Annotated in this window: 15 protein-coding genes; 5 read left to right on the forward strand and 10 right to left on the reverse strand. The window is 71.0% G+C overall.

Annotated elements, in window-relative coordinates:
- Positions 1–80 precede the first annotated feature (80 nt).
- A complete protein-coding gene (locus RC1_RS12875) occupies positions 81–1,523 on the reverse strand; it encodes a helix-turn-helix domain-containing protein (RefSeq protein ID WP_012567841.1) in 1,443 nt (480 codons plus the stop codon).
- A 355-nt stretch (positions 1,524–1,878) separates the two neighbouring features.
- Between RC1_RS12875 and aceA the strand changes: the two genes are divergently transcribed.
- The gene (gene aceA / locus RC1_RS12880) at positions 1,879–3,174 is read left to right on the forward strand and encodes an isocitrate lyase (protein WP_012567842.1); all 1,296 of its coding nucleotides are present in this window, start codon (positions 1,879–1,881) and stop codon (positions 3,172–3,174) included.
- 818 nt (positions 3,175–3,992) lie between these two features.
- Entirely contained in the window at positions 3,993–5,597 is a 1,605-nt protein-coding gene (gene aceB / locus RC1_RS12885) for a malate synthase A (protein ID WP_012567844.1), read from the forward strand.
- A 146-nt stretch (positions 5,598–5,743) separates the two neighbouring features.
- Here aceB and RC1_RS12890 read toward each other — a convergent pair whose 3' ends face one another.
- From RC1_RS12890 to motA, 6 genes are all read right to left on the reverse strand, one after another.
- The gene (locus RC1_RS12890; RefSeq protein WP_012567845.1) at positions 5,744–6,616 is read right to left on the reverse strand and encodes a manganese catalase; all 873 of its coding nucleotides are present in this window, start codon (positions 6,614–6,616) and stop codon (positions 5,744–5,746) included.
- Positions 6,617–6,808: 192 nt separating this feature from the next.
- Entirely contained in the window at positions 6,809–7,513 is a 705-nt protein-coding gene (locus RC1_RS12895; protein WP_012567846.1) for an orotate phosphoribosyltransferase, read from the reverse strand.
- Between the two features lie 88 nt (positions 7,514–7,601).
- The gene (locus RC1_RS12900; protein ID WP_012567847.1) at positions 7,602–8,255 is read right to left on the reverse strand and encodes a flavin reductase family protein; all 654 of its coding nucleotides are present in this window, start codon (positions 8,253–8,255) and stop codon (positions 7,602–7,604) included.
- A gap of 37 nt (positions 8,256–8,292) precedes the next feature.
- Positions 8,293–9,123 (reverse strand): enoyl-CoA hydratase/isomerase family protein, encoded by an 831-nt coding sequence (locus tag RC1_RS12905; RefSeq protein WP_012567848.1) that lies wholly within the window; start codon positions 9,121–9,123, stop codon positions 8,293–8,295.
- A 132-nt stretch (positions 9,124–9,255) separates the two neighbouring features.
- Positions 9,256–9,813 (reverse strand): DUF2087 domain-containing protein, encoded by a 558-nt coding sequence (locus tag RC1_RS12910; RefSeq protein WP_012567849.1) that lies wholly within the window; start codon positions 9,811–9,813, stop codon positions 9,256–9,258.
- Between the two features lie 232 nt (positions 9,814–10,045).
- Complete coding sequence (motA, locus tag RC1_RS12915; protein ID WP_012567851.1) at positions 10,046–10,906, reverse strand: flagellar motor stator protein MotA; 861 nt, start codon at positions 10,904–10,906, stop codon at positions 10,046–10,048.
- A gap of 264 nt (positions 10,907–11,170) precedes the next feature.
- Here motA and RC1_RS12920 point away from each other — a divergent pair, with 264 nt between their 5' ends.
- Both RC1_RS12920 and RC1_RS12925 read left to right on the forward strand, forming a co-directional pair.
- Positions 11,171–12,700: an acyl-CoA synthetase gene (locus RC1_RS12920; protein ID WP_012567852.1), complete on the forward strand. Its 1,530-nt coding sequence runs from the start codon at positions 11,171–11,173 to the stop codon at positions 12,698–12,700.
- A gap of 196 nt (positions 12,701–12,896) precedes the next feature.
- Positions 12,897–14,594, forward strand: a complete 1,698-nt coding sequence (locus tag RC1_RS12925) for a methyl-accepting chemotaxis protein (protein ID WP_012567853.1) — start codon at positions 12,897–12,899, stop codon at positions 14,592–14,594.
- A 12-nt stretch (positions 14,595–14,606) separates the two neighbouring features.
- Here the strand turns inward: RC1_RS12925 and RC1_RS12930 are convergent, their stop codons facing one another.
- Positions 14,607–15,329, reverse strand: a complete 723-nt coding sequence (locus RC1_RS12930) for an endonuclease V (RefSeq protein WP_012567854.1) — start codon at positions 15,327–15,329, stop codon at positions 14,607–14,609.
- 337 nt (positions 15,330–15,666) lie between these two features.
- On the opposite strand from RC1_RS12930, the gene RC1_RS12935 reads away from it, so the two are divergent.
- Positions 15,667–17,661: a transglycosylase domain-containing protein gene (locus tag RC1_RS12935; RefSeq protein WP_012567856.1), complete on the forward strand. Its 1,995-nt coding sequence runs from the start codon at positions 15,667–15,669 to the stop codon at positions 17,659–17,661.
- A 57-nt stretch (positions 17,662–17,718) separates the two neighbouring features.
- Here the strand turns inward: RC1_RS12935 and RC1_RS12940 are convergent, their stop codons facing one another.
- Both RC1_RS12940 and RC1_RS12945 read right to left on the reverse strand, forming a co-directional pair.
- The gene (locus tag RC1_RS12940) at positions 17,719–18,822 is read right to left on the reverse strand and encodes an alkene reductase (protein WP_012567857.1); all 1,104 of its coding nucleotides are present in this window, start codon (positions 18,820–18,822) and stop codon (positions 17,719–17,721) included.
- 141 nt (positions 18,823–18,963) lie between these two features.
- Complete coding sequence (locus tag RC1_RS12945) at positions 18,964–23,832, reverse strand: NAD-glutamate dehydrogenase (RefSeq protein ID WP_012567858.1); 4,869 nt, start codon at positions 23,830–23,832, stop codon at positions 18,964–18,966.
- Positions 23,833–23,943: the final 111 nt, after the last annotated feature.

Consider the following 23,943-nt stretch of genomic DNA (forward strand, 5'->3'; position numbering starts at 1 on the left):
TCACGGGGCCAAGCGTCACGGGGGCAGGCATCTCCGCGGTCCGTGATCCTACCATGCGGCGGCCGGGGGACCCAAGAGCGTCAGACCTCGCCCACCGCCACGTAGCTGCTGAGGCCGCGGATGTTCTCGTCCACCTCCAGCCGGTGGTTCAGCGGCGGGAAGGCGCGCTGGGTGCAGTCCAGCCGGGGGCAGAGGCGGCAGTTGACGCCGATCGGCGTCGCCGCCGCCTTGTTGTGCAGGTCCACCCCGTCGGCATAGACGAGCTGGCCGGCATGGGCGATGTCGGTGCCCAGCGCGATGGCGAACTGCCGGGCCGGGTTCTTCCAGCCGCCGCCGGCCTTCACCACGCGCCGCGAGACGGAGAAGTAGACGGTCCCGTCGGCGAGCTGCGCGAGCTGGGTCTGGATCGCGCCCGGCATGCGGAAGGCGTCATGCACGTTCCAGCGCGGGCAGGCGCTGCCGAAGCGGGCGAAGTGGAAGGCGGGCAGGGCGCTGAACCGCTTGGAGATGTTGCCGGCATTGTCGATGCGCAGGAAGAAGAAGGGCACGCCCTTCGCCCCCGGCCGTTGCAGGGTCGTCAGCCGGTGCGCCACCTGTTCGAAGCTGGCGACGAAGCGGTGCATCAGGATTTCCAGGTCGTAGCGCAGCGCCTTCGCCGCCTCCAGGAAGCGGCCGTAGGGCATCATCACCGCCGCGGCGAAATAGCTGGCCAGCCCGATCAGGGCCAGCCGCTTCGCCTCCTCGCTGGCGAAGGCGCCCTGCTCCACGATGCCGTCCAGCACGTCGCGGTGGCGCAGCAGGGCGAGCTGGGCGGCAAGCTGGAAGGTGCGCCCGGTCGGCGGCAGCATCTCCGAAACCAGCACCCGCTTGGAGTGCCGGTCGTAGCGCCGGACGGTGCCGCCCATCACCTCCACCGGCATCAGCTTCACCCGGACGCCGTGCCGCTTCTGGAGATGCGTCGCCAGACTGCCGTAGAGGTCGCCCGCATCCAGGTCGCCGTCGATCCACAGGCTCTCGGCCATGATCTCCAGATCGGGGAAATGGTTGGCATTGGCCTGGAAGAACTCCCCCACCTCCTCCTGCGGGAAGGCCTGCACGCTCTGGGTCTGGAGCTTGTCGCCGTCGGCCATGCTCTCGGCCAGGACCGAGAGGTCCTGCCGCGCCTCGCGGTAGGCGCGGTAGAGCTGCACCACCGCCTGCCCCAGGGTGGGGGCGACGGCCGCCAGCTCCTTCATGTCCTGGTTCTTGATGTCGCTGGTCTCGAACAGCGGATCGGCGAACACCTCCTTCAGCCCGGCGACGAGGCGGGTCTCGTCCGTCTCGGCGAAGGTGGAGAGGTCCACGTCGTAGATCTGGCCGATCTTCAGCAGCAGCGGCACGGTCAGGGGCCGCTGGTTCGATTCGATCAGGTTCAGATAGCTGGGGCTGATCCCCAGCTCGTCCGCCATCTGGGCCTGGGTCAGCTTCAGGTCGCGGCGCAGCCGGCGGACCTTGTGGCCCAGCATCGCTTTCTTCTCGGTCATGGCTCCCTCCCGGGGTCCGCCGCGGCGCCGGAGCGCAGCGATTCCAGGGGCTTGACTATTTACAGAATTTACAACTTTACAGCCCGGATGTCCACAAGCGTGACCGCAACACAATTTTACGCCCCGGCCGGTACCGGAAAGAATTGAACGCTTCCCCGCCGCCAGCCTTATTACCGGGTGTGCGCCGCACCAATGGACCGCCGCTTCCTTCCGGGCCTGGAGGGGAACCGGCGGAGCGGCCGCCGACGACAGACGTAGCGGACCACAGACCCCGCGGACCACTGAACCCGCGGCCCACTGAACCCGCAACGGCACGAACGCGACGACAGCAACCGGACGACGGACAAGGAGTGAGATGATGTCACCGCTCGACCACGGCGCCCCCGCCAAGGCCGACCTTGAGGCGATCCACGCGAAGCGCTGGGACGGCATCAAGCGCGACTACACGATGGAGGACGTCCGTCGCCTGTCGGGCTCCGTCAAGATCGAGTACACCCTGGCCGAGATGGGTGCGCGCCGCCTGTGGGAGCTGCTGCACACCCGCCCCTATGTCCATACGCTGGGCGCCTTCACCGGCAATCAGGCGGTGCAGCATGTGAAGGCCGGCCTGGAAGCCATCTACCTGTCCGGCTGGCAGGTCGCCGCCGACGCCAATCTGGCCGGCCAGATGTATCCCGACCAGAGCCTCTATCCGGCCAACTCGGTCCCGGCGGTGGTCAAGCGCATCAACAACGCGCTGCAGCGTGCCGACCAGATCCAGACGGCCGAGGGCAAGGGCGACACCCACTGGTTCGCGCCGATCATCGCCGACGCCGAGGCCGGCTTCGGCGGCCCGCTGAACGCCTTCGAGCTGATGAAGGCGATGATCGAGGCGGGCGCCGCCGGCGTCCACTTCGAGGACCAGCTCGCGTCGGAAAAGAAGTGCGGCCATCTGGGCGGCAAGGTGCTGATCCCGATCCAGCAGTTCATCCGCACGCTGAACGCCGCCCGCCTGGGCGCGGATGTCTGCGGCACCAGCACGCTGGTGATCGCCCGCACCGACGCCGAGTCGGCGCAGCTCATCACCTCCGACGTGGATGAGCGCGACCATCCCTTCATCGACCGCAACGACCGCACGCCGGAAGGCTTCTTCCGGATCAAGAAGGGCGTGGGCGTCGATTACTGCATCGCCCGCGCGCTGGAGTACGCGCCCTATTCCGACCTGATGTGGTGGGAGACGTCCAAGCCGAACCTGGACGACGCCCGCCGCTTCGCGGAGGCCGTCCACAAGAAGTTCCCCGGCAAGATGCTGGCCTACAACTGCTCGCCCTCCTTCAACTGGAAGGCCAACCTGGACGACGCGACCATCGCCAAGTACCAGGCTGAGCTGGGCGCCATGGGCTACAAGTACCAGTTCGTCACGCTGGCCGGCTTCCACTCGCTGAACCTCGCCACCTTCGAACTGGCGAAGGGCTACAAGGAGCGCGGCATGGCCGCCTACTCCGAGATGCAGCAGCGCGAGTTCGCGGCCGTGGAGAAGGGCTTCACCGCCGTGAAGCACCAGCGCGAGGTCGGCACCGGCTACTTCGACCAGGTCAGCCTGGCGATCTCCGGCGGCCTGTCCTCCACCACCGCCATGAAGGACTCGACCGAGACCGACCAGTTCCACTGATCGCCTCCCTCCGGATGCCGCCGGCCGCGCTGAAGCGGACGGCGGTCCCGGAGCCGGCGGGGGTGCGCTGGACCGCCCCCGCCCCGTACCAAGGACCCCGCCACGGGGATTGCACCGGGACCGCCCCGTTCTGCTGAAGGGACGGACGCGGCGCCCGACCGGAAACCGGCGCACTGGATCGCCGTGGACCGGCAAGCCCCGTGCGGGTCGCTTCTCTTCCCTCCGACCGGCCGGCGTCCGCAGCCGCGGGGGCCGGGAACCCAAGAAAGGTGGCGCGATGGATCGCTACATTGCCGATGGTTCCAAAGGTAGGACTGAAACCGCCCGCCCGACGGCCCCGATGGACGGGCACCGGGCACGACCCGAACCCACGCCGTGGATGGCATTCTGCTCCGTCGGTGGCTTCGCCGCGGTGCTGACGCACTGGAAGGAGCCGGACCCCGCCCCGGCCGGCGGTCTCTAGACCCCGGCGCGGACCGCTCTCCCGGAGCCGCCCGTCCGGCGGCTGCCGGGAGGTCCATGCCCTCCGCCACCGGGCCGTCCGCCGGTTCCGGTCGGGCGGAGCGTTCGCCGTTCCCCGACCCGTCGCGCTTCCGCAGAACGAGCGCCTGCAGCACGACCGCCCGCAGCACGGCCGTCCCCTTCCCGCCTGCCGCCCCCGGCGGCCGGCGCATCCCGATCCGGGCTCGACAGCCAGGGCCGCAGCCGCCATATCGGCGGCAGCGCCGGCCGTCACCCGGCCCGATCCCGACCAGCCGCGGCACGACCGGACCGCGGACCGAACCAACCGGACAGAGACCACCAGGAGGATGTGAGCGATGACCACCCTGCCCGCCGGCGTCACCTTGAAGGGCGCCGTGCAGCCCGGCTTCGAGCAGATCCTGACCCCCGAGGCGATCGCCTTCGTGGTCGAGCTTGAGCGCCGTTTCGGGGCCCGCCGGCTTGAGCTGCTGGCCGCCCGCGAGGCGCGGCAGGCGCGGCTGGACCGCGGCGAAAAGCCGGACTTCCTGGCGGAGACGGCGGACGTGCGCGCCGGCGACTGGACCATCGCGCCGCTGCCGCAGGACCTCCAGGACCGCCGGGTGGAGATCACCGGCCCGGTGGACCGCAAGATGATCATCAACGCCCTGAACAGCGGCGCGCGCCTGTTCATGGCGGACTTCGAGGACAGCAACACCCCGACCTGGGCCAACCAGATCGAGGGTCAGATCAATCTGCGCGACGCCGTGCGCCGGACCATCGAGTTCACCGATCCGGCCAGCGGCAAGCACTACCGGCTGAACGAGAAGCCGGCCGTGCTGAAGGTCCGGCCGCGCGGCTGGCACCTGGAGGAGCGGCATCTGCTGGTGGACGGCAGGCCGATCTCCGGCGGCCTGTTCGACTTCGGCCTGTTCTTCTTCCACAACGCCAAGGAGCTGCTGGCCCGCGGCAGCGGCCCCTACTTCTACCTGCCGAAGATGGAGGGCCATCTGGAGGCGCGGCTGTGGAACGACGCCTTCACCTACGCCGAGCAGGCGCTGGGCGTGCCGCACGGCTCGATCAAGGCCACCGTGCTGATCGAGACGATCCTGGCCGCCTTCGAGATGGACGAGATCCTGTACGAGCTGCGCGACCACTCGGCCGGCCTGAACTGCGGGCGCTGGGACTACATCTTCAGCTTCATCAAGAAGTTCCGCACCGACCCCGGCGCCGTGCTGCCGGACCGGGCGGAGGTGACGATGGCCACCCACATGATGAACAGCTACAGCCTGCTGGCCATCAAGACCTGCCACCGCCGCAACGCGCCGGCCATCGGCGGCATGGCCGCCTTCATCCCGATCAAGGGCGACGAGGAGGCGAACAGGGCCGCCTTTGCCAAGGTGAAGGCGGACAAGGAGCGCGAGGCGTCCAACGGCCATGACGGCACCTGGGTCGCGCATCCGGGGCTGGTCCCGGTGGCGCTGGAGGTGTTCGACCGGCTGATGCCGGGGCCGAACCAGATCGCGCGCCAGCGCGACGACGTGACGGTCACCGCCGCCGACCTGCTGCGCGTGCCCGACGGGCACAAGACCGAGGCCGGGCTGCGCATGAACGTCTCCGTCTCCATCGGCTATCTGGAGGCGTGGCTGCGCGGGCTGGGCTGCGTGCCGCTGTTCAACCTGATGGAGGACGCGGCCACGGCCGAGATCAGCCGCACCCAGATCTGGCAGTGGCTGCACAACGGCTCCGCCCTGGACGACGGCCGCAGGGTGGACCGGGCCATGGTGGAGACGGTCATCGCGGAGGAGCTGGCCGCCTGGAAGGAGCGCGTCGGCGCCGACCGCTATGCCGCCGGCAAGTACGAGGATGCCGGGCGGATGCTGGCCGATCTGGTCTTCACCGACCGCTTCGTGGAGTTCCTGACCCTGCCGGCCTATGAGCGCATCGTCGCCGAAGGCGCGTGAGACGGCCGTCGCCGAAGGCGCGTGAGAAGATCGTCGCCGACGGCGCGTGAGACGGCTCCCGCCGACGGCGTATGAGCCTGCACGGACCCGCCCGTCCCGGACCCTCCGGGGCGGGCGGTGCCGTATCCAGGGAAGGCCGCGGGCCGTCAGGTGCCGGAGGGCACCGGCTTCGCCGGGGTGCCGTGCAGGCGGGGATCGACCTGACCCAGCACCGGCGCCTCCCCCATCGGCCTGGGATCGGCGACATATTCCAGATCGCCGCGCCCGTCCGGCGCGCGGCCCCGGGCCCAGCGCCCCTGGGCGCTTTCCGTCCCCTCCGAGAAGTTCATGAACTGGTAGGCGACCTGCCCCAGCTCGCGCTCCTGCGGGAAGCTGGAGGGGCAGGGCGTCGATTCCAGCCCGTCGGCCTCCAGCTCCTGGATGGCGGCCAGCCACTGGTTCTGGTGCATGGTGTCGCGGGCGATCAGGAAGGACAGCAGGTCCCGCACGCCGTGATCCTCCGTCAACGCGTAGAGGCGGGTCGCCTGCAGGCGGCCCTGGCTCTCGGCCGTGACGTTGAAGCGGAAGTCGGCCAGCAGGTTGCCGCTGGAGACGATGTAGCGCGACGACCAGGGATTGCCGTTGCTGTCCGACGGAGCCGCCCCGCCGCCGCTGACGATGGCGTGCTGCGGGTTCATGCCGGCCAGGATGACGTCCTCGACCCGACTGCCGCCCAGCACGGCCCCGACGATGGAGTCCTTGGCGGCATCCTCCTGCGCCTCCACGGGCGAGCTTTCCAGCAGCCGTGCGACCATCGTCGCCAGCATCTCGACATGGCCGATCTCCTCGGTGCCGATGTCCAGGATCATGTCGCGGTACTTGGCGGGGCCGCGGCAGTTCCAGCCCTGGAACAGGTAGCCGAGCATGACCGACATCTCGCCCCACTGGCCGCCGATCAGCTCCTGGAGCTTGCGGGCATAGAGCGGGTCGGGCTTCGACGGCCGGGCGTGGTACTGAAGCCGGTTCTGGCGGATGAACATCGGGGCGGGCCTCCGTGCAGGGCGGCCGGCGGGATGCCGGGCGCGATCACCGATGCCGCACGCCCCGCATCGGCGGGCGCCCGGCATCGGCGGAGGCAACAGCGCCCGGCCCGGCCGGTCACCCGGCGGGTCGCCGCTTTCCGGTGTTTCCCCCTGCAAAGACGGGGGGCCCCCCGCCCGAAGGCGGGGCGGCTAGGCCCCGTCATCCTCCTCCACCCGGCGGCAGGTGGGGCACCAGCGGTCGGGGTTCCTGAGGAAGCGGTCGATCTCGTCCAGCGCGTCCTGCGGCAGGTAGGCGCCCTCCCGCGCCACCTCCAGCAGGTCCCACCAGGTCGCCAGCGCATGCAGCCGCACGCCCAGCGGCGACAGGTTCTCGTGGATGCGGTCGAAGACGCCGTACTGGAACAGCACGAACAGTTCCTGCACGTTCGCCCCGGCCTGCTGGAGCGGAGCGATCAGGCGCGCCTTGCGGTGGCCGTCGGTGGCGAGCTGTTCCACCAGCATCACCCGCCAGCCCCGCTCGACCCGGCTTTCCACCACCGACTTGTGCGGGTCGTCGCTGGGACCGCGGCGGACGAACAGCAGCGGCAGGTCCAGCCGGTCCGCGATCAGGGTGGCGAAGGGCACCCCCTGCCCCTCGGTGCAGGCGGCGATGGCGTCCAGCCCGTCGCCGCCGACATCCCGCTCGATCGCCTCCACCGCCAGATCGATCAGCCGGTTGCGCGGCCCCGGCCAGGCCAGCACACGGCGGGCGTCCACATGCAGGGGGCTTTCCACCCCCTCGCCGATCCTGAAGGTCGTGCCCGTGTCGAACCGCACCGCCCCGCAGTCCAGCAGCAGCCGGGCCGTGGCCAGGGCCTCCTTGCGCAGTTCCATGTCGGCATAGTCGGGAACCATGGCGTGCCTCCCCCCCTGATGGTGTCGGTTTCACGTCCAAACCCACCCCAACAGTACCAGCACCCGCCCCGTGCCGGGGTGAGACAGATCAATCCCCCGTTGAAGGGCCGACTTCTCCTTCCTTCGTCCGTTCGGGGTAGGTCATACGCTCCATCCGGAACAGGTCGCCCGTACGGGCGTACCAGCCGCTGCCATGCATGCGGGCGATCAGGCCCATCGCCTCTGTCCGGACATGGCGGCGGTCGGCATCGAAGAACTCGTCCCGGATGTGCAGCGAGACGATCCGGCCGATGTTCAGCGTGCCGCCGCCGCCCAGGTCCACCGCCTGCATCAGGCGGCATTCGAAGCTGGCCGGGCTTTCCGCGATCAGGGGCGGCCGCACGCACGCGGCGGGGACCGGGGTCAGCCCGGCCCGGCGCAGCTCGTCCTCCCCCGGCGGGAAGGGGATGGCACAGACGTTCATCGCCCCGGCCATCGCTTCGGAGACCAGATTGACGACGAACTCCCCCGTCTCCCGGATGTTGGCGCCGGTATCCTTGGGCCGGCCGTCGGCATGGCGTTCCGTGCCGATGACCAGGACCGGCGGGTCGCCGCCCATGACATTGAAGAAGCTGAAGGGGGCCGCGTTGACCCGGCCGGCCGCGTCCACCGTGGTGGTGAGCGCGATGGGCCGGGGCACGACGGCGCTGACCACCAGCCTGTAGCGGTCGCGCGGCGACAGGGTGTCGAGGTCGATCCGCATGGCAGGTCCCGGAGGGAGGGGGGAAGGGGGCGCCCCGTCAGCGGCCCTTGAAGGCAGGCCTGCGCTTCTCCAGGAAGGCGGCCATGCCCTCGCGGAAGTCGGCGGTGGCGACCAGCGTCAGCAGTTGCAGATAGACATGGTGGACATGGTCCGGGAAGGTCTGGTTCTGGCCCATCCGCATCATGCGCTTGGACGCCTGCACGGCAAGCGGCGCGTTGTCCGCGATCTCCCGCGCCAGCGCCGCGACGGCGGCGGGCAGGTCGGCATCCGGGACGACGCGGCCGACCAGCCCCAGCGCCTTCGCCTCCTCCGCCGGCAGGACGCGGCCGGTGAAGATCAGCTCGGCCGCCGTCTCCCAGCCGACCATGCGCGGCAGCAGCCAGGTGGAGCCGGACTCCGGCAGCACGCCGCGCCGGCAGAAGGCGGCGGACAGCTTGGCCGAGGCCGCCATCACCCGCAGGTCGCAGCCCAGCGCCAGATCCATGCCGTAGCCCGCCGCCGCCCCGTTCACGGCGCAGATCGTCGGCTTGTCCATGGCGTGCAGCACCGTCGGCGGGCTGCGCGTGAGGTCGATGCTGGTGGGGGTGGCGGACGGGGCGACGGGACCGTCGCCCGCCTCGAACTGGAGCCCGGTGCGCAGGTCCAGCCCGGCGCAGAAGGCCCGGCCGCTGCCGGTCAGCACCACCACCCGCACCGCCGGGTCGCGGTCGGCCCGCAGCAGCAGCTCGGCCAGCCGGTCCAGCATGGGGCCGGAGATGGTGTTCATCCGGTCCGGCCGGTTCAGGGTGATGGTGGCGATGCCGTCCGCCTGGGCGTACAGCACCTCCTCCCCCGCGGCGGTATCCGCCCGCTCGGCCTCTGTCTTCATGGCTCGTCCTCCCGTCGCCTGTTGCCGTCGCCCGTCGCCGTAGCGCGATGCGGCGGCAGTGTCGCCAGGGCCGGGGCCGCGGGGCAAGGCGCACCACGGCCCTGCCCGCGGGCCGGTCAGCCGGCCGGCCAGTTACCCGGTCCGGGCGCCGCCCCGGGTCTCCGCCACGAGGCGGATGAGGGCGCGGGCGTCCGGCGGCGGCTGCCGCTCCACCCGCCGGTAGGCGCTGCCATCGACGGCGCGCATCATCATGCCGTAGTCGATCAGCTCCCGCCGCAGCAGCGCGTGGTCGCCGAAATCGTGGTTCGCCGCCAGCAGGGCGTTGACCTCCCGCTCCGCGAAGGTGCGGCGGGCCGGGATGCGCGACCACAGCACCCAGAGGCAGGGCTCCTGGTGGCTGAACTTCGACGGCCAGCGGGCGAGCCGGCCCTGCGGCCCGAAATAGCGCAGGAGCTGCGCCAGCCGGACCTGGTCCACCGTCGGCTCCGGCACCGGCGGGCGGGCCAGCCGGTCGCGCGCCGCGATCTGGGCGCGGTAGTGCTGGAAGTTGCGGTAGCCGGCGGAGCGCGCCAGCATGTTCAGCATCTCGCAATGGCCGGGCGGGCGTTCTGCCGCGCCGAGCTGGGCCCGCAGCGACTTCGCCACGGCGGAGATGTCATCGGCAAGGAAGGGTATGTCGAGCTTGGTCATGGCGTATCCCCGGACGTGCCGGTCCTGCGGCGGGACTGCCCACCGTCGGGACCTGTCGGGGTCGCCCTTGCGACGCGGCACGGGAAGGATGGCCGTGGAAGCGCGTGTCCGTCGAAGCGGATGATGGCAGGTTCAGCATTCCCTTTCGGGATGGCGACGCCTGGGTGAACTGCCGACCGGGACGGAGCATAGCCCGGCGGGCGGCCGGGCTCAACCCGCCCGACAGGCCGCCTCAACTGATCGCCGAGAGCGCCTCTTCCAGCTCGTTGAAGTCGGGCATGTAGTCGCTGGGCACCTTCTTGCGCGCCGCTTCGATCGAGACCTGCGGCGCGTAGCCGGCGAGGTGCGCGGTGATGGCCGCCTGGATGACCATGTAGAACTGCATCTCCTCCTCCGTGATGGCCTTCAGCCGCGAGGCGATGGGCGCCACGATGCAGTAGGAGAGGAAGATGCCCATGAAGGTGCCGACCAGGGCGCCGCCGATCAGCTTGCCCAGCACCTCCGGCGGTTCGTTGATCGATGCCATGGTCTTGATGACGCCCAGCACCGCCGCGACGATGCCGAGCGCCGGCATGGCGTCCGCCATGGTCTGGAGGGCGTGGGAGGAGTGCAGATCCTCGTGCTTCGCCTTCTCGATCTCCTGCTCCATCAGCGACTCCATCTCGTGCGGATTGTCCACACCGATGGAGAACATGCGCAGGTAATCGGCAATGAACTTGATCGTGAAGGGGTCCTTCATGATGCTGGGATAAGCATTGAAGATATTGCTCTCCATCGGCTTTTCAATGTGCTGCTCGATGGCGAGGACGCCCTTGGTCTTCATCGTCTTGAGAATCTGGTACAGGAGCGACAGAAGCTCCATGTATTCTTTCTTATGGAAACGCGCGCCGCCGAAGATGCGCTTGATGTCCGCCATCGACTTCTTGATGACGTGCGAGCTGTTGGCGATCAGGAAGGAGGCCACGGCGGAACCGCCGATGATCATCACTTCCTTCGGCAGGGCCTCCACGATGATGCCGATCTTGCCGCCGAAGATGATGTATCCGCCGAAAACGCAGAAGAAGACGCCGAACAGGCCGATGGCGGGAAACATGGACTACCCCGGGTGGCTGCATCACTCCCGGTCTAAAGGTCGATGGTAAAGGAAGGGTTTGTCAAATCCCATCTATCGGGATGGGGCCGGGATGTGGCCGGGCTGCGGCCATACGAATCCGGTTCCCGCTCCCGGCGCCCGCCGGGCCGCACCCGCGCAGCGGACAGGCCGGCCCCGGCCCGGCGTCCCCTGCGGCACCCCTGCGCTACACTGCCCCGACCGCCGCCAGAGCGGGACAACGATAATCGGTCAGGGAGGAAACGGATGCAGGCCGGACTGGTCAGCGGCGACCGTGCGCTGTCGCTGCAGGAGCTTCGGCTGCGCGCCTTGCGCGCGGCCCGCGGGTTCGATGCGCTGGGGGTGGGGCGTGGCGACGCGGTGGCGCTGATGCTGCGCAACGACTTCCCGCTGCTGGAGGCGTCGCTGGCGGCGGGCGACCTGGGCGCCTATGCCACGCCCGTCAACTTCCACTACCGGGCCGACGAGACCGCCTACATCCTGAAGGACTGCGGTGCGAAGGCGCTGGTCATCCATGCCGACCTGATCCCCCGGATCGGTGCCGCCCTGCCGGCCGACATCCCCGTGCTGGTGGTGCCCGCCCCGCCGGAGGTCCGGGCGGCGCACGGCGTGCCGCCGGAACAGGCGGCCGTACCGCCGGGCATGACGGGGTGGGAGGACTTCCTGGCCGCGCACGCCCCCTGGGACCGGCCGCCGCAACTGCCGCCGGCCAGCCTGATCTACACCAGCGGCACCACCGGCCGGCCCAAGGGCGTGCGCCGGCTGCCGCCGACGCCGGAGCAGTACGCGCTGGTCAACCGCATGCGGGTGCTGGTGTTCGGCATCGACGGCCCGGTGCGCAGCGTGATGGCGGCCCCGCTCTACCACACGGCGCCGAACGCCTACGGCCTGTCGGTGCTGCGCGAGGGCGGGCTGCTGGTGCTGCAACCCCGCTTCGACCCCGAGGATCTGCTGCGGCTGATCGAGCGGCACCGGATCACGCATCTTTATCTGGTGCCGACCATGTTCGTGCGGCTGCTGAAACTGCCCGAGGCGGTGCGGCGGCGTTACGACGTCAGCTCGCTGCGCTTCGTGCTGCATGCCGCCGCCCCCTGCCCGCCCGACGTGAAGCGGGCGATGATCGCGTGGTGGGGGCCGGTCATCAACGAGTTCTACGCCTCGACCGAGGCGGCGACGGTCACCTTCGTCACGTCGGAGGAGTGGCTGCGCCACCCCGGCACCGTGGGCCGGCCGCCGCCCGACGTGGAGGTCCGCATCCTGGACGACCGGAAGCAGCCGGTGCCGCCCGGCACACCGGGGGAGGTCTACAGCCGGCACCGGCACATGCCCGACTTCACCTATCACGGGCAGGAGGAGCGCCGCCGCGAGGTGGAGCATGACGGGCTGATCACCTCGGGCGATGTCGGGTACGTCGATGCCGACGGCTATCTCTATCTCTGCGACCGCAAGCGCGACATGGTGATCTCCGGCGGGGTGAACCTCTATCCGGCGGAGGTCGAGCATGCCCTGATCACCATGCCCGGCGTGCAGGACTGCGCCTGCTTCGGCATCCCCGACGACGATCTGGGCGAGGCGATGATGGCCGTGGTGCAGGCCGAAGACGGCGTGGACCTGACGGCGGAGGCGATCCGGGCCTGGCTGCGCGCGCGGCTGGCCGGGCTGAAGGTGCCGAAGCGGATCGAGCTGCGCGACAGCCTGCCCCGGGAGGACAGCGGCAAGATCTTCAAGCGCAAGCTGCGCGAACCCTACTGGCGCGACGCCGGCCGGGCGATCTGAGTCCCGCTTCTGCCGGGCAGGCAGGCGGGCACGCACACCCCGCCTGCCCTGTGCGCGCAGGGGGCAGGCGCGGTGCGTCGCCGCAGCCCGTACTGGTCCCTTTCCAACGACCTGGGGGTTAATCGTTCATCAACCTATACTATCGAGAGTCGTGCGAAACGGCAGTCCGCTGCCGTGCCGGGAAAGGAGCACAGCCATGGTTCGCACGCTCAACAACCTCCCCCTGCTTGGAAAACTTGCCATCCCCATGATCGTCCTGGTTGCCGTGCTGGTCGCGGTCGGCTGGCAGGGATATGCCGGGGTGCAGCAGCTCAGCCGGGCGTCCAACGCCGCGATCGAGGGCGTGGCCAAGCGGCAGGCCCTGGCCCTGACCGTGGTCGCCCGCCTGAACGAAGCGACCGTGGCCGAAAAGAACGCCATCATCGAGTCGGAGACCGCCGCCAAGAAGGCGGCGCGGCAGAGTTTCGAGACCGCCTCCAAGTCCGCCCTGGACGCGGCCGAGGAGCTGGTGGCGCGCAGTTCCTCGGCGGAGCGCCGGGTCGGCAACGAGGCCCTGCGCGACGCGGTCGCCGCCTTCCGGGACGGCGCGACGCGGACCGTCGCACTGGCCATGGAGAACCGCGACGCCGAAGCGGCATCGCAGTCCGCCACCGTTGTCCGGATGCTGCGCCTGAAGGCCGAGGATCTGGCCGGCACGGTCGTGGGCCTGACCTCCGCCGACATGGACCGCACGGTGGCCGAGACGAAGGACCTGACGGCGAGCGTCGAGACCCGCCTCGTGCTGGTCTCCGCCATCGGCCTCGTCGGCGGGCTGGGGCTGCTGGCCTGGATCGTGCTGGCCTTCGTGGTCGGGCCGCTGGCGCGGATGGCCGGCGCCATGCAGACCATCGCCGGCGGCGTCCTGACCCTGGAAGTCGTGGGCACCGAGCGGCGCGACGAGGTCGGCACGCTGGCCCGCGCGCTCCAGGTCTTCAAGGACAACGGTCTCGCCATGCGGCGGATGGAGGCGGAGGCCGCGGAGCAGAAGGCGGCCGCCGAACGGCAGCGGCGCGAGGCCCTGCTGCGCATGGCCGGCGAGTTCGAACGCAGCGTGAAGGGCGTGGTCGAGGCCGTCGCCTCCGCCGCCACGGAGATGGAGGCCGCCGCCCAGGCCATGGGCGCCACCGCCGAGGAGACGACGCGGCAGGCCACGGCCGTCGCCAGCGCCGCGGAACAGGCCAGCGTGAACGTCAACACCGTCGCCAGCGCCACGGAGGAACTGTCCACCTCCATCCACGAGATCGCCCGGCAGGTCGCCAGCTCCAGCCAGATCGCCGATCAGGCGGTGCGGGAAGCGAAGCTGACGGACGAGACGATGCACACCCTGGCCGACACGGCCCAGCGCATCGGCGCCGTGGTGGAACTGATCAACACCATCGCGCAGCAGACCAACCTGCTGGCGCTGAACGCCACCATCGAGGCCGCCCGCGCCGGCGAGGCGGGCAAGGGCTTCGCGGTCGTGGCGAGCGAGGTCAAGGCGCTGGCCCTGCAGACCCAGAAGGCGACGGAGGAGATCGGATCGCAGGTCGATGGCATCCAGAGTTCGACCGATCAGGCGGTCAGGTCGATCCAGGCGATCTTCAAGACCATCGGCCGGATGAGCGAGATCTCCACCATCATCGCCAGCGCGGTGGAGCAGCAGCAGGCCGCGGCCCGCGACATCGCCAGCAACGTGGCCCAGGCGGCGGCCGGCACCTCGGAAGTCTCCAGCAACATCTCCGGCGTTACCCACGCCGCCGAGGAGACGGGCTCCGCCGCCACCCAGGTGCAGGGCACGGCCGGCGGGCTGGCCCGCGAGTCCGAGACGCTGCGCCGGCAGGTCGAGGGCTTCCTCGGCACCGTGCGGGCGGCCTGACCCCCTCCCGCGTCAGACGCCCGACCCTTCCGCCGCGCCCGTCCCCCAGGCGCGGCGGAAAGCGTTCGCGGCCTCATGGGCGCGGCGGGTCGGTTCCGGCAGGCGGTAGCGCCCGCCCAGCCGCAGGGTCCAGTCCACCGCCGCCTCCTCGTCGATCCGATGGCCGGTGCTGACATAGAGCGGCGCCACCCTGTCCTTGCTGCGCAGCACGGTGGCGATCGTCCGCCCCTGCCAGACCAGCGGCACCCGGCTGCCCCGGGTCCCGCCCAGCTCGCCCGCCGGCGCGCCGACCAGGATGCTCTTGGCGACGCCGATCGCGGGGATGTCCAGCAGCACCCCCAGATGGGCGGCGATGCCCAGGCCCCGCGGGTGGCTGGTTCCGTGCCCGTCCACCAGCACCAGATCGGGCCGGCGCGAGAGCGCCCCGAACGCGGCCAGCAGCGCCGGCACCTCGCGGAAGCCCAGAAAGCCGGGCACGTAGGGGATCGGCGCCACCCGCATCGCCGTGCCCACCTCCAGCACCTCCCGCGTCGCGGCGTCCAGCAGGACGACGGCGGCGAAGACCCGGCCCGAGGGGTCGCGGCCGAACTGGCTGACATCCACCCCGGCGACGGTGCGGACCGGCCCGTCGGGGCCGTGCGGCACCACCCGCCCGGCCAGGTCGCGCTGCACCCGGGCGGCGGTGGCGAGGTCGGGCGGGGTGAGCCAGTCGGCTTGTATCTCGGGCAGGTCCATGAGGGCTGAACGGACGGGCTGAACGGATGGCCTGAACGGATGGCGGCCGGGGCCCGCCCACTCTGGCGCGGAAACCGCCGGGGGCGGAAGGGGGAGACACCGCCAGAGGGGGCATTCACCGCGCTTTCATGCAGGCGCCGTAGTCTCGCCGCTTTCGCCTGCCACCTGTGCCGGGCGGGGGGTTGCGGCAGCCGCGCCACAGTGTCGCCGGCATTTGCGGCCGAGGCTTCCGCCGGCACCGCCGCGACCCTATCGTTCAGGGTCGTTCAGCATCGTTCAGCCCTGGCGCGACCCGGCGCCGCCCCGGACCCCGCCCGCACGGAACCCGACCCCGCCCGTGAGCACACCCGTCCCCCCCCTCCGCCCGCCGCCCCGCCCCGCCCCGCCGCCGCCGCAACGGCCGGTGCCGCGCCGGGCCGGACGGCGCTGGCCCGGCATCCTGCTGCGGACCGCCGTGGTGGCGTCGATCTGGGTCTTCATGGCCGGCCTGTTCGCCGTGGCCTGGTTCGCGCACGACCTGCCCGACGTGAGCGGGGCCGTGCAGGTGGAACGGCGGCCGGCGGTCACCCTGGTGGCGGCGGACGGATCGCCCTTCGCCCGCTTCGGTGACCTGCGCGGCGCCACGGTGGACGTGACGCAGCTTCCGCCGCATCTGGTCAATGCCGTGGTCGCCACCGAGGACCGGCGCTTCTGGAGCCATTTCGGGCTGGACCCGATCGGCATCGCCCGCGCCGCGGTGACCAACTACCGCGCCGGGCGGGTGGTGCAGGGCGGCTCGACGCTCACCCAGCAGCTCGCCAAGAACCTGTTCCTGACGCCGGACCAGACCCTGAAGCGCAAGGTGCAGGAGGCGCTGCTGGCCGTCTGGCTGGAGCGCCGCTACAGCAAGCAGGAGATCCTGACCGCCTATCTGAACCGGGTCTATCTGGGGGCCGGCACCTATGGCGTGGACGCCGCCGCCCGGACCTATTTCAACAAGCCGGCGACGGAACTGACGCTGCGCGAATCCGCCGTGATCGCCGGCCTGCTGAAGGCGCCGTCGCGCTACACCCCCGCCGCCAACCCCGACCGCGCCCTGGAGCGGGCGGAGGTGGTGCTGCGCGCCATGCTGGACGAGGGCTACATCAACGAGGCGGAGATGCGGGCGGCGCTGGACATTCCGCCGGTGCCGCGGCGCAAGCCGGGCAGCGAGGGCGAGGGCCGCTACTTCGCCGCCTGGGTGGCCGACCAGGTGGCCGCCTTCGTCGGTCCCGACCATGGCGATCTGGTCATCTACACCTCCTTCGATCCGGCCATCCAGCGCGCCGCGGAAAGCCATGTGGCGGCCCTGCTGCGCGGTCCGGGGGCGGAGGCGCGGGTCGGGCAGGCGGCCGTGGTGGTGATGACGCCGGACGGCGCCGTGAAGGCCCTGGTGGGCGGCCGCGACTACGGCGAGAGCCAGTTCAACCGCGCCACCCAGGCCCTGCGCCAGCCCGGATCGGCCTTCAAGCCGGTGGTCTTCCTGTCGGCCCTGGAGATGGGCTGGACAGAGACCTCCACTGTGCTGGACGCGCCCTACCGCAAGGGCAAGTGGGCGCCGGAGAACTATGACGGCAAGTACCGCGGCGAGATCACCCTGCGCGACGCCCTGGCCCATTCGGTGAACACGGCGACCGTGCGCCTGCTGGAGGCGTCGGGCGTGGACAACGCCATCAGCGTGGCCCGCCGGCTGGGCCTGACCTCGACCATGCGGCGCGACCTGTCGCTGGCGCTGGGCACCAGCGAAGTGACCCTGCTGGAACTGACCGGCGCCTACGCCACCTTCGCCAACCGCGGCCGGGCCGTGATGCCCTATGCCATCCTGGAGATCCGCGACGCCAACGGCCAGCTCCTGTACCAGCGCCGCGGCTCCGGGGCGGGCTATGCCGTCTCCGGGCCGGAGGTGGCGGCGATGACCCGGCTGCTGCTGGCGCCGATCGCCTACGGCACGGGCGGCGCCGCCCGGCTGGACCGCATGGCCGCCGGCAAGACCGGCACGACGCAGGACTACCGCGACGCCTGGTTCGTCGGCTTCACCGCCGATCTGGTGGCCGGGGTCTGGATGGGCAACGACGACGGCGCGCCGATGAAGCGGATCACCGGCGGCACCCTGCCGGCGCGGCTCTGGCACGACGTCATGATGGCGGCCCATACCGGGCTGCCGCCGCGCGACCTGCCGGGGCTGGACGGCGGGCCGGGCCGCGCCGTGCCGGAACCGCTGGTGGCGGAGCGCACGCCGGAGGAGGCGGTGGCCCCGTCCCCGCCCGCCAGTTCCATCGGCGAGCTTCTGGACCGGCTGACCGGCGGCCGCTGAGGGCCGCCGGACATTCCGCCACCGGCGGCCGCTGAGGGCCGCCGGCCCGCAAGCCCGTCAGACCGGCTGCAGTTCGGACAGGAACGGATAGTCCGTGTAGCCCTTCTCCCCGCCGCCGTAGAAGGTAGCAGGGTCGGCCGCGTTCAGCGGCGCATCCAGGCGGTAGCGTTCGACCAGATCGGGGTTGGCGATGAAGGGCACGCCGAAGGCGACCGCATCGGCCTGACCGTCCGCCAGGGCGCGCGTGGCCGTCGCCTTGTCGTAGCCGCCGTTGACGATGTAGGGACCCGTGAACGCCTGCCGGAGCTGGCGGGAGACGCGGGCGGTGCCCTTCGGGCTCATCGGGTGGTCGTCGCGCAGCGGCTCGATCACATGCAGATAGGCCAGCCCGAAACGGTTCAGCGCCGCGGCGGCATGGCCGAAGGTGGCCGCCGGATCGGCGTCGGACATGCCGTTCACGGCATTGGTGGGGGAGAGGCGCACGCCCACCCGGTCGCCGCCCAGCACGTCCGTCACCGCGGCCGTCACCTCCAGCAGGAGGCGGGCGCGGTTCTCCACGCTGCCGCCATAGGCGTCGGTGCGGGCGTTGGAGCCGCTGCGCAGGAACTGGTCGATCAGGTAGCCGTTGGCGGCGTGGATCTCCACCCCGTCGAAGCCGGCCTCGCGGGCGCGGGCGGCGGCGGCGGCGAACTTCCCGACGATGCCGGGGATCTCCTCGATCTCCAGGGCGCGCGGGGTGGGGGCCTCCACCAGCCCCTGGTGGGTATAGAGCTTGATCCCGGGGCTGATGGCGCTGGGCGCCACCGGCAGGGCGCCGCCGGGCTGGTAGCTCTGGTGCGAGACGCGGCCGACATGCCAGAGCTGCACGACGATGCGGCCGCCCGCCTCGTGCACGGCGTCGGTGACGGCGCGCCAGCCGGCGACCTGCGCGTCGGTGTGGAGGCCGGGCGTGTCGGGATAGCCCTGGCCCTCGGGCGTGACCTGCGTCGCCTCCGCGATGATGAGGCCGGCCGTGGCGCGCTGCCGGTAGTAGGTCACGGCCAGCGGGTTCGGCACGTTGCCCGCGACGGCCCGGGAGCGGGTCAGCGGCGCCATCACCAGACGGTTGGGCAGGTCCAGCGCGCCCAGGCGCACGGGCGTGAACAGGGTGGTATCGCTCATGGTCGGTTCCGGTTCGGGGACGGGGGTCCGGTGCGGGCCCGCGGACGGCACCCGCGCGCCAGGATTTAATGTACCGATCGGTAAAGTAAAGGGGGACGCCGACCCGCGTCCCCCCGCAATACCGGTCCCCGCCGGACGGCGCTACGCCGCCAGCAGGCCGCGGAGCTGGCGCACGGCCACCGCCAGCATGGCGAGGTCCACGCTGGCCGAGGTGTGCAGCTCCTGCAACAGCCCGTGCAGCCGTTCCATCGGGCCGGGGCAGGTGCCGGCGAAGGCATCCAGCAGGGCGTCGCGCCCGCCGTCGCCGCCGGCCAGCACGCGGGCCGCCAGCCGGGCCTGCAACGACCAGAGGTCGTCCACGATGGCCGCCACGGCCTGACGCTGCCAGTGGTTGGCGGCGACGATCCCGGCGGCGCGGTCGCGCAGCCAGTCGAAGCCCAGCCGTTCGCCCAGGGCGAAGTAGACGGCCGCCACCTCGCGCACCAGCGGCCGGCCGCTCTCCGCCGCGATCTGCGCGATGTCCGGCGCGCTGGCCAGCACCGGCAGGGCCGCGATGCGCGCGGCCAGGGCGGCCGGCACGCCGTGGGCCGCCAGCTCGGCCTCCCGCTTCGCCAGATCGTCGCCCCCCAGCACCTCGGCCAGACAGCCGGCCAGATCCTCCACCACCGGGGCCAGCCGCTCCACCTCGGCGCGGATGTCCAGCGGATGGTGGCCGTTCAGCAGCAGCCAGGGCACCGCCCGGCGCATCAGCCGGTGCGTCTCCAGGATCATGGCGGTCTGCACCTGCGCCGGAACGCGGGTGTCCAGCGCCTCGATCCCCTCCCAGGCGGCGCGCAGGGCGAAGGCGTCGCGGACGGCGATATAGGCGCGGGCCACGTCGCCCTCGCGCTGGCCGGTCTGCTCCGTCATCTCCCAGACGAAGGAGGGGCCGACACGGTTGACCATGGCGTTGGTGGCCACGGTGCAGATGATCTCCCGCCGCAGCCGGTGGCTTTCGATGGCCTCGGGGAAGCGGTCGCGCAGGGCGCTGGGGAAGTAGCGCTCCAGGTCGCGCGCCATGCGCGGATCGTCCGGCAGTTCGGACGCCAGCAGCTTGTCGTACAGGTCGATCTTGGCATAGGCCAGCAGCACGGCCAGTTCCGGCCGGGTCAGCCCCAGCCTGCGCTGGGCGCGCGCCGCCACCTCGTCATCGTCGGGCAGGAACTCGATGGCCCGGTGCAGCCGCCCGGCCTTCTCCAGATGGCGGGCGAAGCGGGCATGGTCCTCCAGCATCTCCGCCGCCCGGGCCTGGGCCACGGTCAGCGCCTGGGTCTGCTTGTAGTTGTCGTCCAGCACCAGGCGCGCCACCTCGTCCGTCATGGCGGCCAGCAGCGTGTCGCGCTCCTGGAGGTCCATGCCGGTGCGGTCGATCACGTCGCGCAGCAGGATCTTGATGTTCACCTCATGGTCGGAGGTGTCCACGCCCGCGGAATTGTCGATGGCGTCGGTGTTGATCCGCACGCCGGCCAGCGCCGCCTCGATGCGGCCGCGCTGGGTGACGCCCAGGTTCGCCCCCTCGCCCACCACCTTGGCGCGCAGCTCGCGGGCGTTGACGCGCAGGGCGTCGTTCGCCTTGTCGCCGACATCGGCGTTCGTCTCGTCGGCGGATTTCACGTAGGTGCCGATGCCGCCGAACCAGAGCAGGTCCACCGGCGCGCGCAGCATCGCCTGCATCAGCTCCGCCGGGGTCAGCCGGTCCACGCTCAGGCCCAGCAGCGCCTTGATCTGCGGCGTCAGCCCGATGGACTTGGCGCTGCGCTCGAAGACCCCGCCGCCCTCGCTGATGAGGGAGCGGTCGTAGTCCGCCCAGCTCGACCGCGGCAGCGTGAACAGGCGCCGGCGCTCCTCCCAGCCCCGGGCCGCGTCGGGAGCGGGGTCCAGGAAGATGTGCCGGTGGTCGAAGGCCCCGACCAGCCGGATGTGGCGCGACAGCAGCATGCCGTTGCCGAACACGTCGCCCGACATGTCGCCCACGCCCATGACGGTGAAGTCCTCCGCCTGGGTGTCCGTCCCCAGTTCGCGGAAGTGGCGCTTCACGCTTTCCCAGGCGCCGCGGGCGGTGATGCCCATCTTCTTGTGGTCATAACCGGCGGAGCCGCCGCTGGCGAAGGCGTCGTCCAGCCAGAAACCGTAGTCGCGGCTGACGGCGTTGGCGATGTCGGAGAAGGTGGCCGTGCCCTTGTCGGCGGCGACCACCAGATAGGGGTCGTCACCGTCCAGCCGGACCACGTCCACGGGCGGCACCACCTCCCCCGCCACCAGATTGTCGGTGAGGTCCAGCAGGCCGCGCATCATGGTCTTGTAGCACTCGACCACCTCGGCCATCAGGGCCTCGCGGCCGGCGGCCGCGGGCGGCGGGTTCTTGACCACGAAGCCGCCCTTGGAGCCGACCGGCACGATGACCGCGTTCTTGACCATCTGGGCCTTCAGCAGGCCCAGGATCTCGGTGCGGAAATCCTCCTTGCGGTCGGACCAGCGGATGCCGCCGCGGGCGACCTTGCCGCCGCGCAGGTGGATCGCCTCCGTCCGCGGGCTGTAGACCCAGATCTCCACCCACGGCCGCGGCAGCGGCAGATCGTCGATGGAGCGGCTGTCCAGCTTGAAGGAGATGTAGGATTTCGGCTGCCCGTCCGGCCCCTTCTGGAAGAAGTTGGTGCGCAGGGTGGCGCGGATCAGGTTCAGCAGCCGGCGCAGGATGCGGTCCTGGTCCAGGTTCGTCACCCGGTCCAGGGCATGGTCGATCTCCAGGATCAGGCCCATGCGCCGGCTGTCCACCTCGGCCACGCCGACCGCGGCGCGCAGCGCCGGGTCGTGGGTGGTGCGGAACAGGTCGAACAGCCGGCGGGTGATGTCGGCGTGCGCGGCCAGCGTCTCTTCGATGTATTCCTGGGTGAAGTCGAAGCGGGCCTGCTTCAGGTACTTCACATAGCCGCGGAAGACCGCCACCTCGCGCCAGGTCAGCCCGGCGCCCAGCACCAGCCGGTTCAGCCCGTCGGACTGGGCCTCGCCGGTCCAGGCGTGCAGGAAGGCGTCCTCGAAGGCGGTCTTCGTCTTCTCCAGATCCACGGCACGGCCGTCGGCCGTGCGCATCTGGAAGTCCTGGATCACCAGCGGGCGGGCAGCGGCGCCCTCCGGCCGGTCGGCGGGGGCCAGCTCGAACGGGCCGCCTTCCGCCAGGATGCGCAGCCCCAGATCCTCCAGCACCGGCAGGATGCGCGACAGCTCCACCGGCGTGTCGCGCTGGAACACCTTGAAGCACAGCTCGTCCGGTTCCGCCGCCACCGGGCGGTAGAGGTTCAGAGCGACGGGAACGCCGGCCATCACCCGCTCGAACCGCTCGATGTCCGCCACCGCCTCGGCGGCGGTGTAGGTCTCGCGGTAGCTGGCCGGCAGCAGCGGGGCATAGCGCCGGCAGAGCTGGATGCCGACGGCCTCCCCCTTCGACTCGACCAGGGCGTGCTGCAGACGGTCCTGCCAGCCGCGCGCCGCCTCGATGAGCTGGCCCTCCAGCACCGCCGGGTCCACCTCGGGCACCTGCCCGGGGGTGGTGCGGACGATGAAGTGGACCCGCGCCAGCACGCTTTCCGCCAGGGTCACGTTGACCTTGGTCGCGCTGCCGCCATAGGCGCGCTCGATCAGCGCCTGCATGCGCCGGCGCAGGTCGGTGTCGTAGCGGTCGCGCGGGACGTAGACGAGGCAGGAGACGAAGCGGCCGAACGGGTCCTTGCGCACGAACAGGGCGACGCGCTGGCGTTCCTGGAGATGCAGGACGCCCAGCGCGATCTCGAACAGCTCGTCCTCGCCGATCTGGAACAGCTCGTCGCGGGGGAAGGTCTCCAGGATGTGGACCAGCGCCTTGCCGTCATGGCCGCGCGGATCGAAGCCGGAGCGTTCCACCGTGCGGGCCACCTTCTGGCGCAGGAAGGGAATGTCGCGGGCGGAGCGGTTGTAGGCGGTGCTGGTCAGCAGGCCGCAGAAGAGGCGTTCGCCCACTTCCCTGCCTTCGGCGTCGAACAGCTTGACCATCACCGCGTCCAGCGGCACCGAGCGGTGGACGGTGGACAGCCGGTTCGACTTGGTCACCATCAGCAGACGCGGCTGCCGCACGAAGGCCCGGACCTCCGGCGGCAGATGGGAGAAGTTGCGCAGCCCGTCGAACACCGAGATGTCGTCGTCGCGCAGGATGCCCAGCCCGGCGCCGCGCTGCACGTCCAGCGTCTGCTCGCCGCCCTCCTCCGCGCCGAAGCGGTATTCGCGCGCGCCCAGGAAGATGAAATGGTCATCCTCCATCCAGCGCAGGAAGGAGAGGCCCTCGCGCACCTCGTCCGCCGGCAGGGGCGGCGGGTTCGCCTCCGCCTCGGCCAGGGTCTCGCGCACCCGCGCGCGCATCGCCGACCAGTCGGCGACCGCATCGCGCACGTCGGCCAGCACGCGGGCGATGCCGTCGCGCAGCGTATCCAGAAGCTCGGGGCCGGACTGCTGGTCCACCTCGATATGCATGAAGCTCTCGGCCACCGCGTCGGTGGGGGCGGCATGCGGCTCGTACAGTTCCAGCAGGCGGCCGTCGGCGTCGCGCGCGACCTTCACCACCGGATGGATGACCAGATGCACCGAGAGGCCGTGCCGGTTCAGCTCGGCGGAAACGCTGTCCACCAGGAACGGCATGTCGTCGTTGACGATCTCCACCACCGTATGGGCGGTGTGCCAGCCGTCAGCGTCCACCCGCGGGTTCAGCACCCGGACCAGGGCCTCGCCCGGGCGGCGGCGCGCGCCGACCTGCCAGATCGCCAGCGCGGCCCCGTACAGTTCGTCGGCACTGCTGCGCAGGATGTCGTCGGGCGGTACGTTCGCGTAGAACTGCCGGACGAAGCGTTCGGCGGCGGCGGCCTTCTCCCGCGCCAGCCGGTCCCGCACCCGCCCCACAACCTGTTCCGTCAGCTCCACCTTGCGCTGCTCCAGTCTGAGCGCCATGGCATCACTCCCTTGTCAGGCCCGCATTCTTGGCCGGCGGGCCTTCATCTAAGCTGTGACCACCATTACAGGAATCGGCACGGCCGCGTAGTATCCTGTAGGCGGGGTCCG

Origin of the sequence: Rhodospirillum centenum SW (genome assembly GCF_000016185.1) — a bacterium.
Taxonomy (GTDB): Bacteria; Pseudomonadota; Alphaproteobacteria; order Azospirillales; family Azospirillaceae; genus Rhodocista; species Rhodocista centena.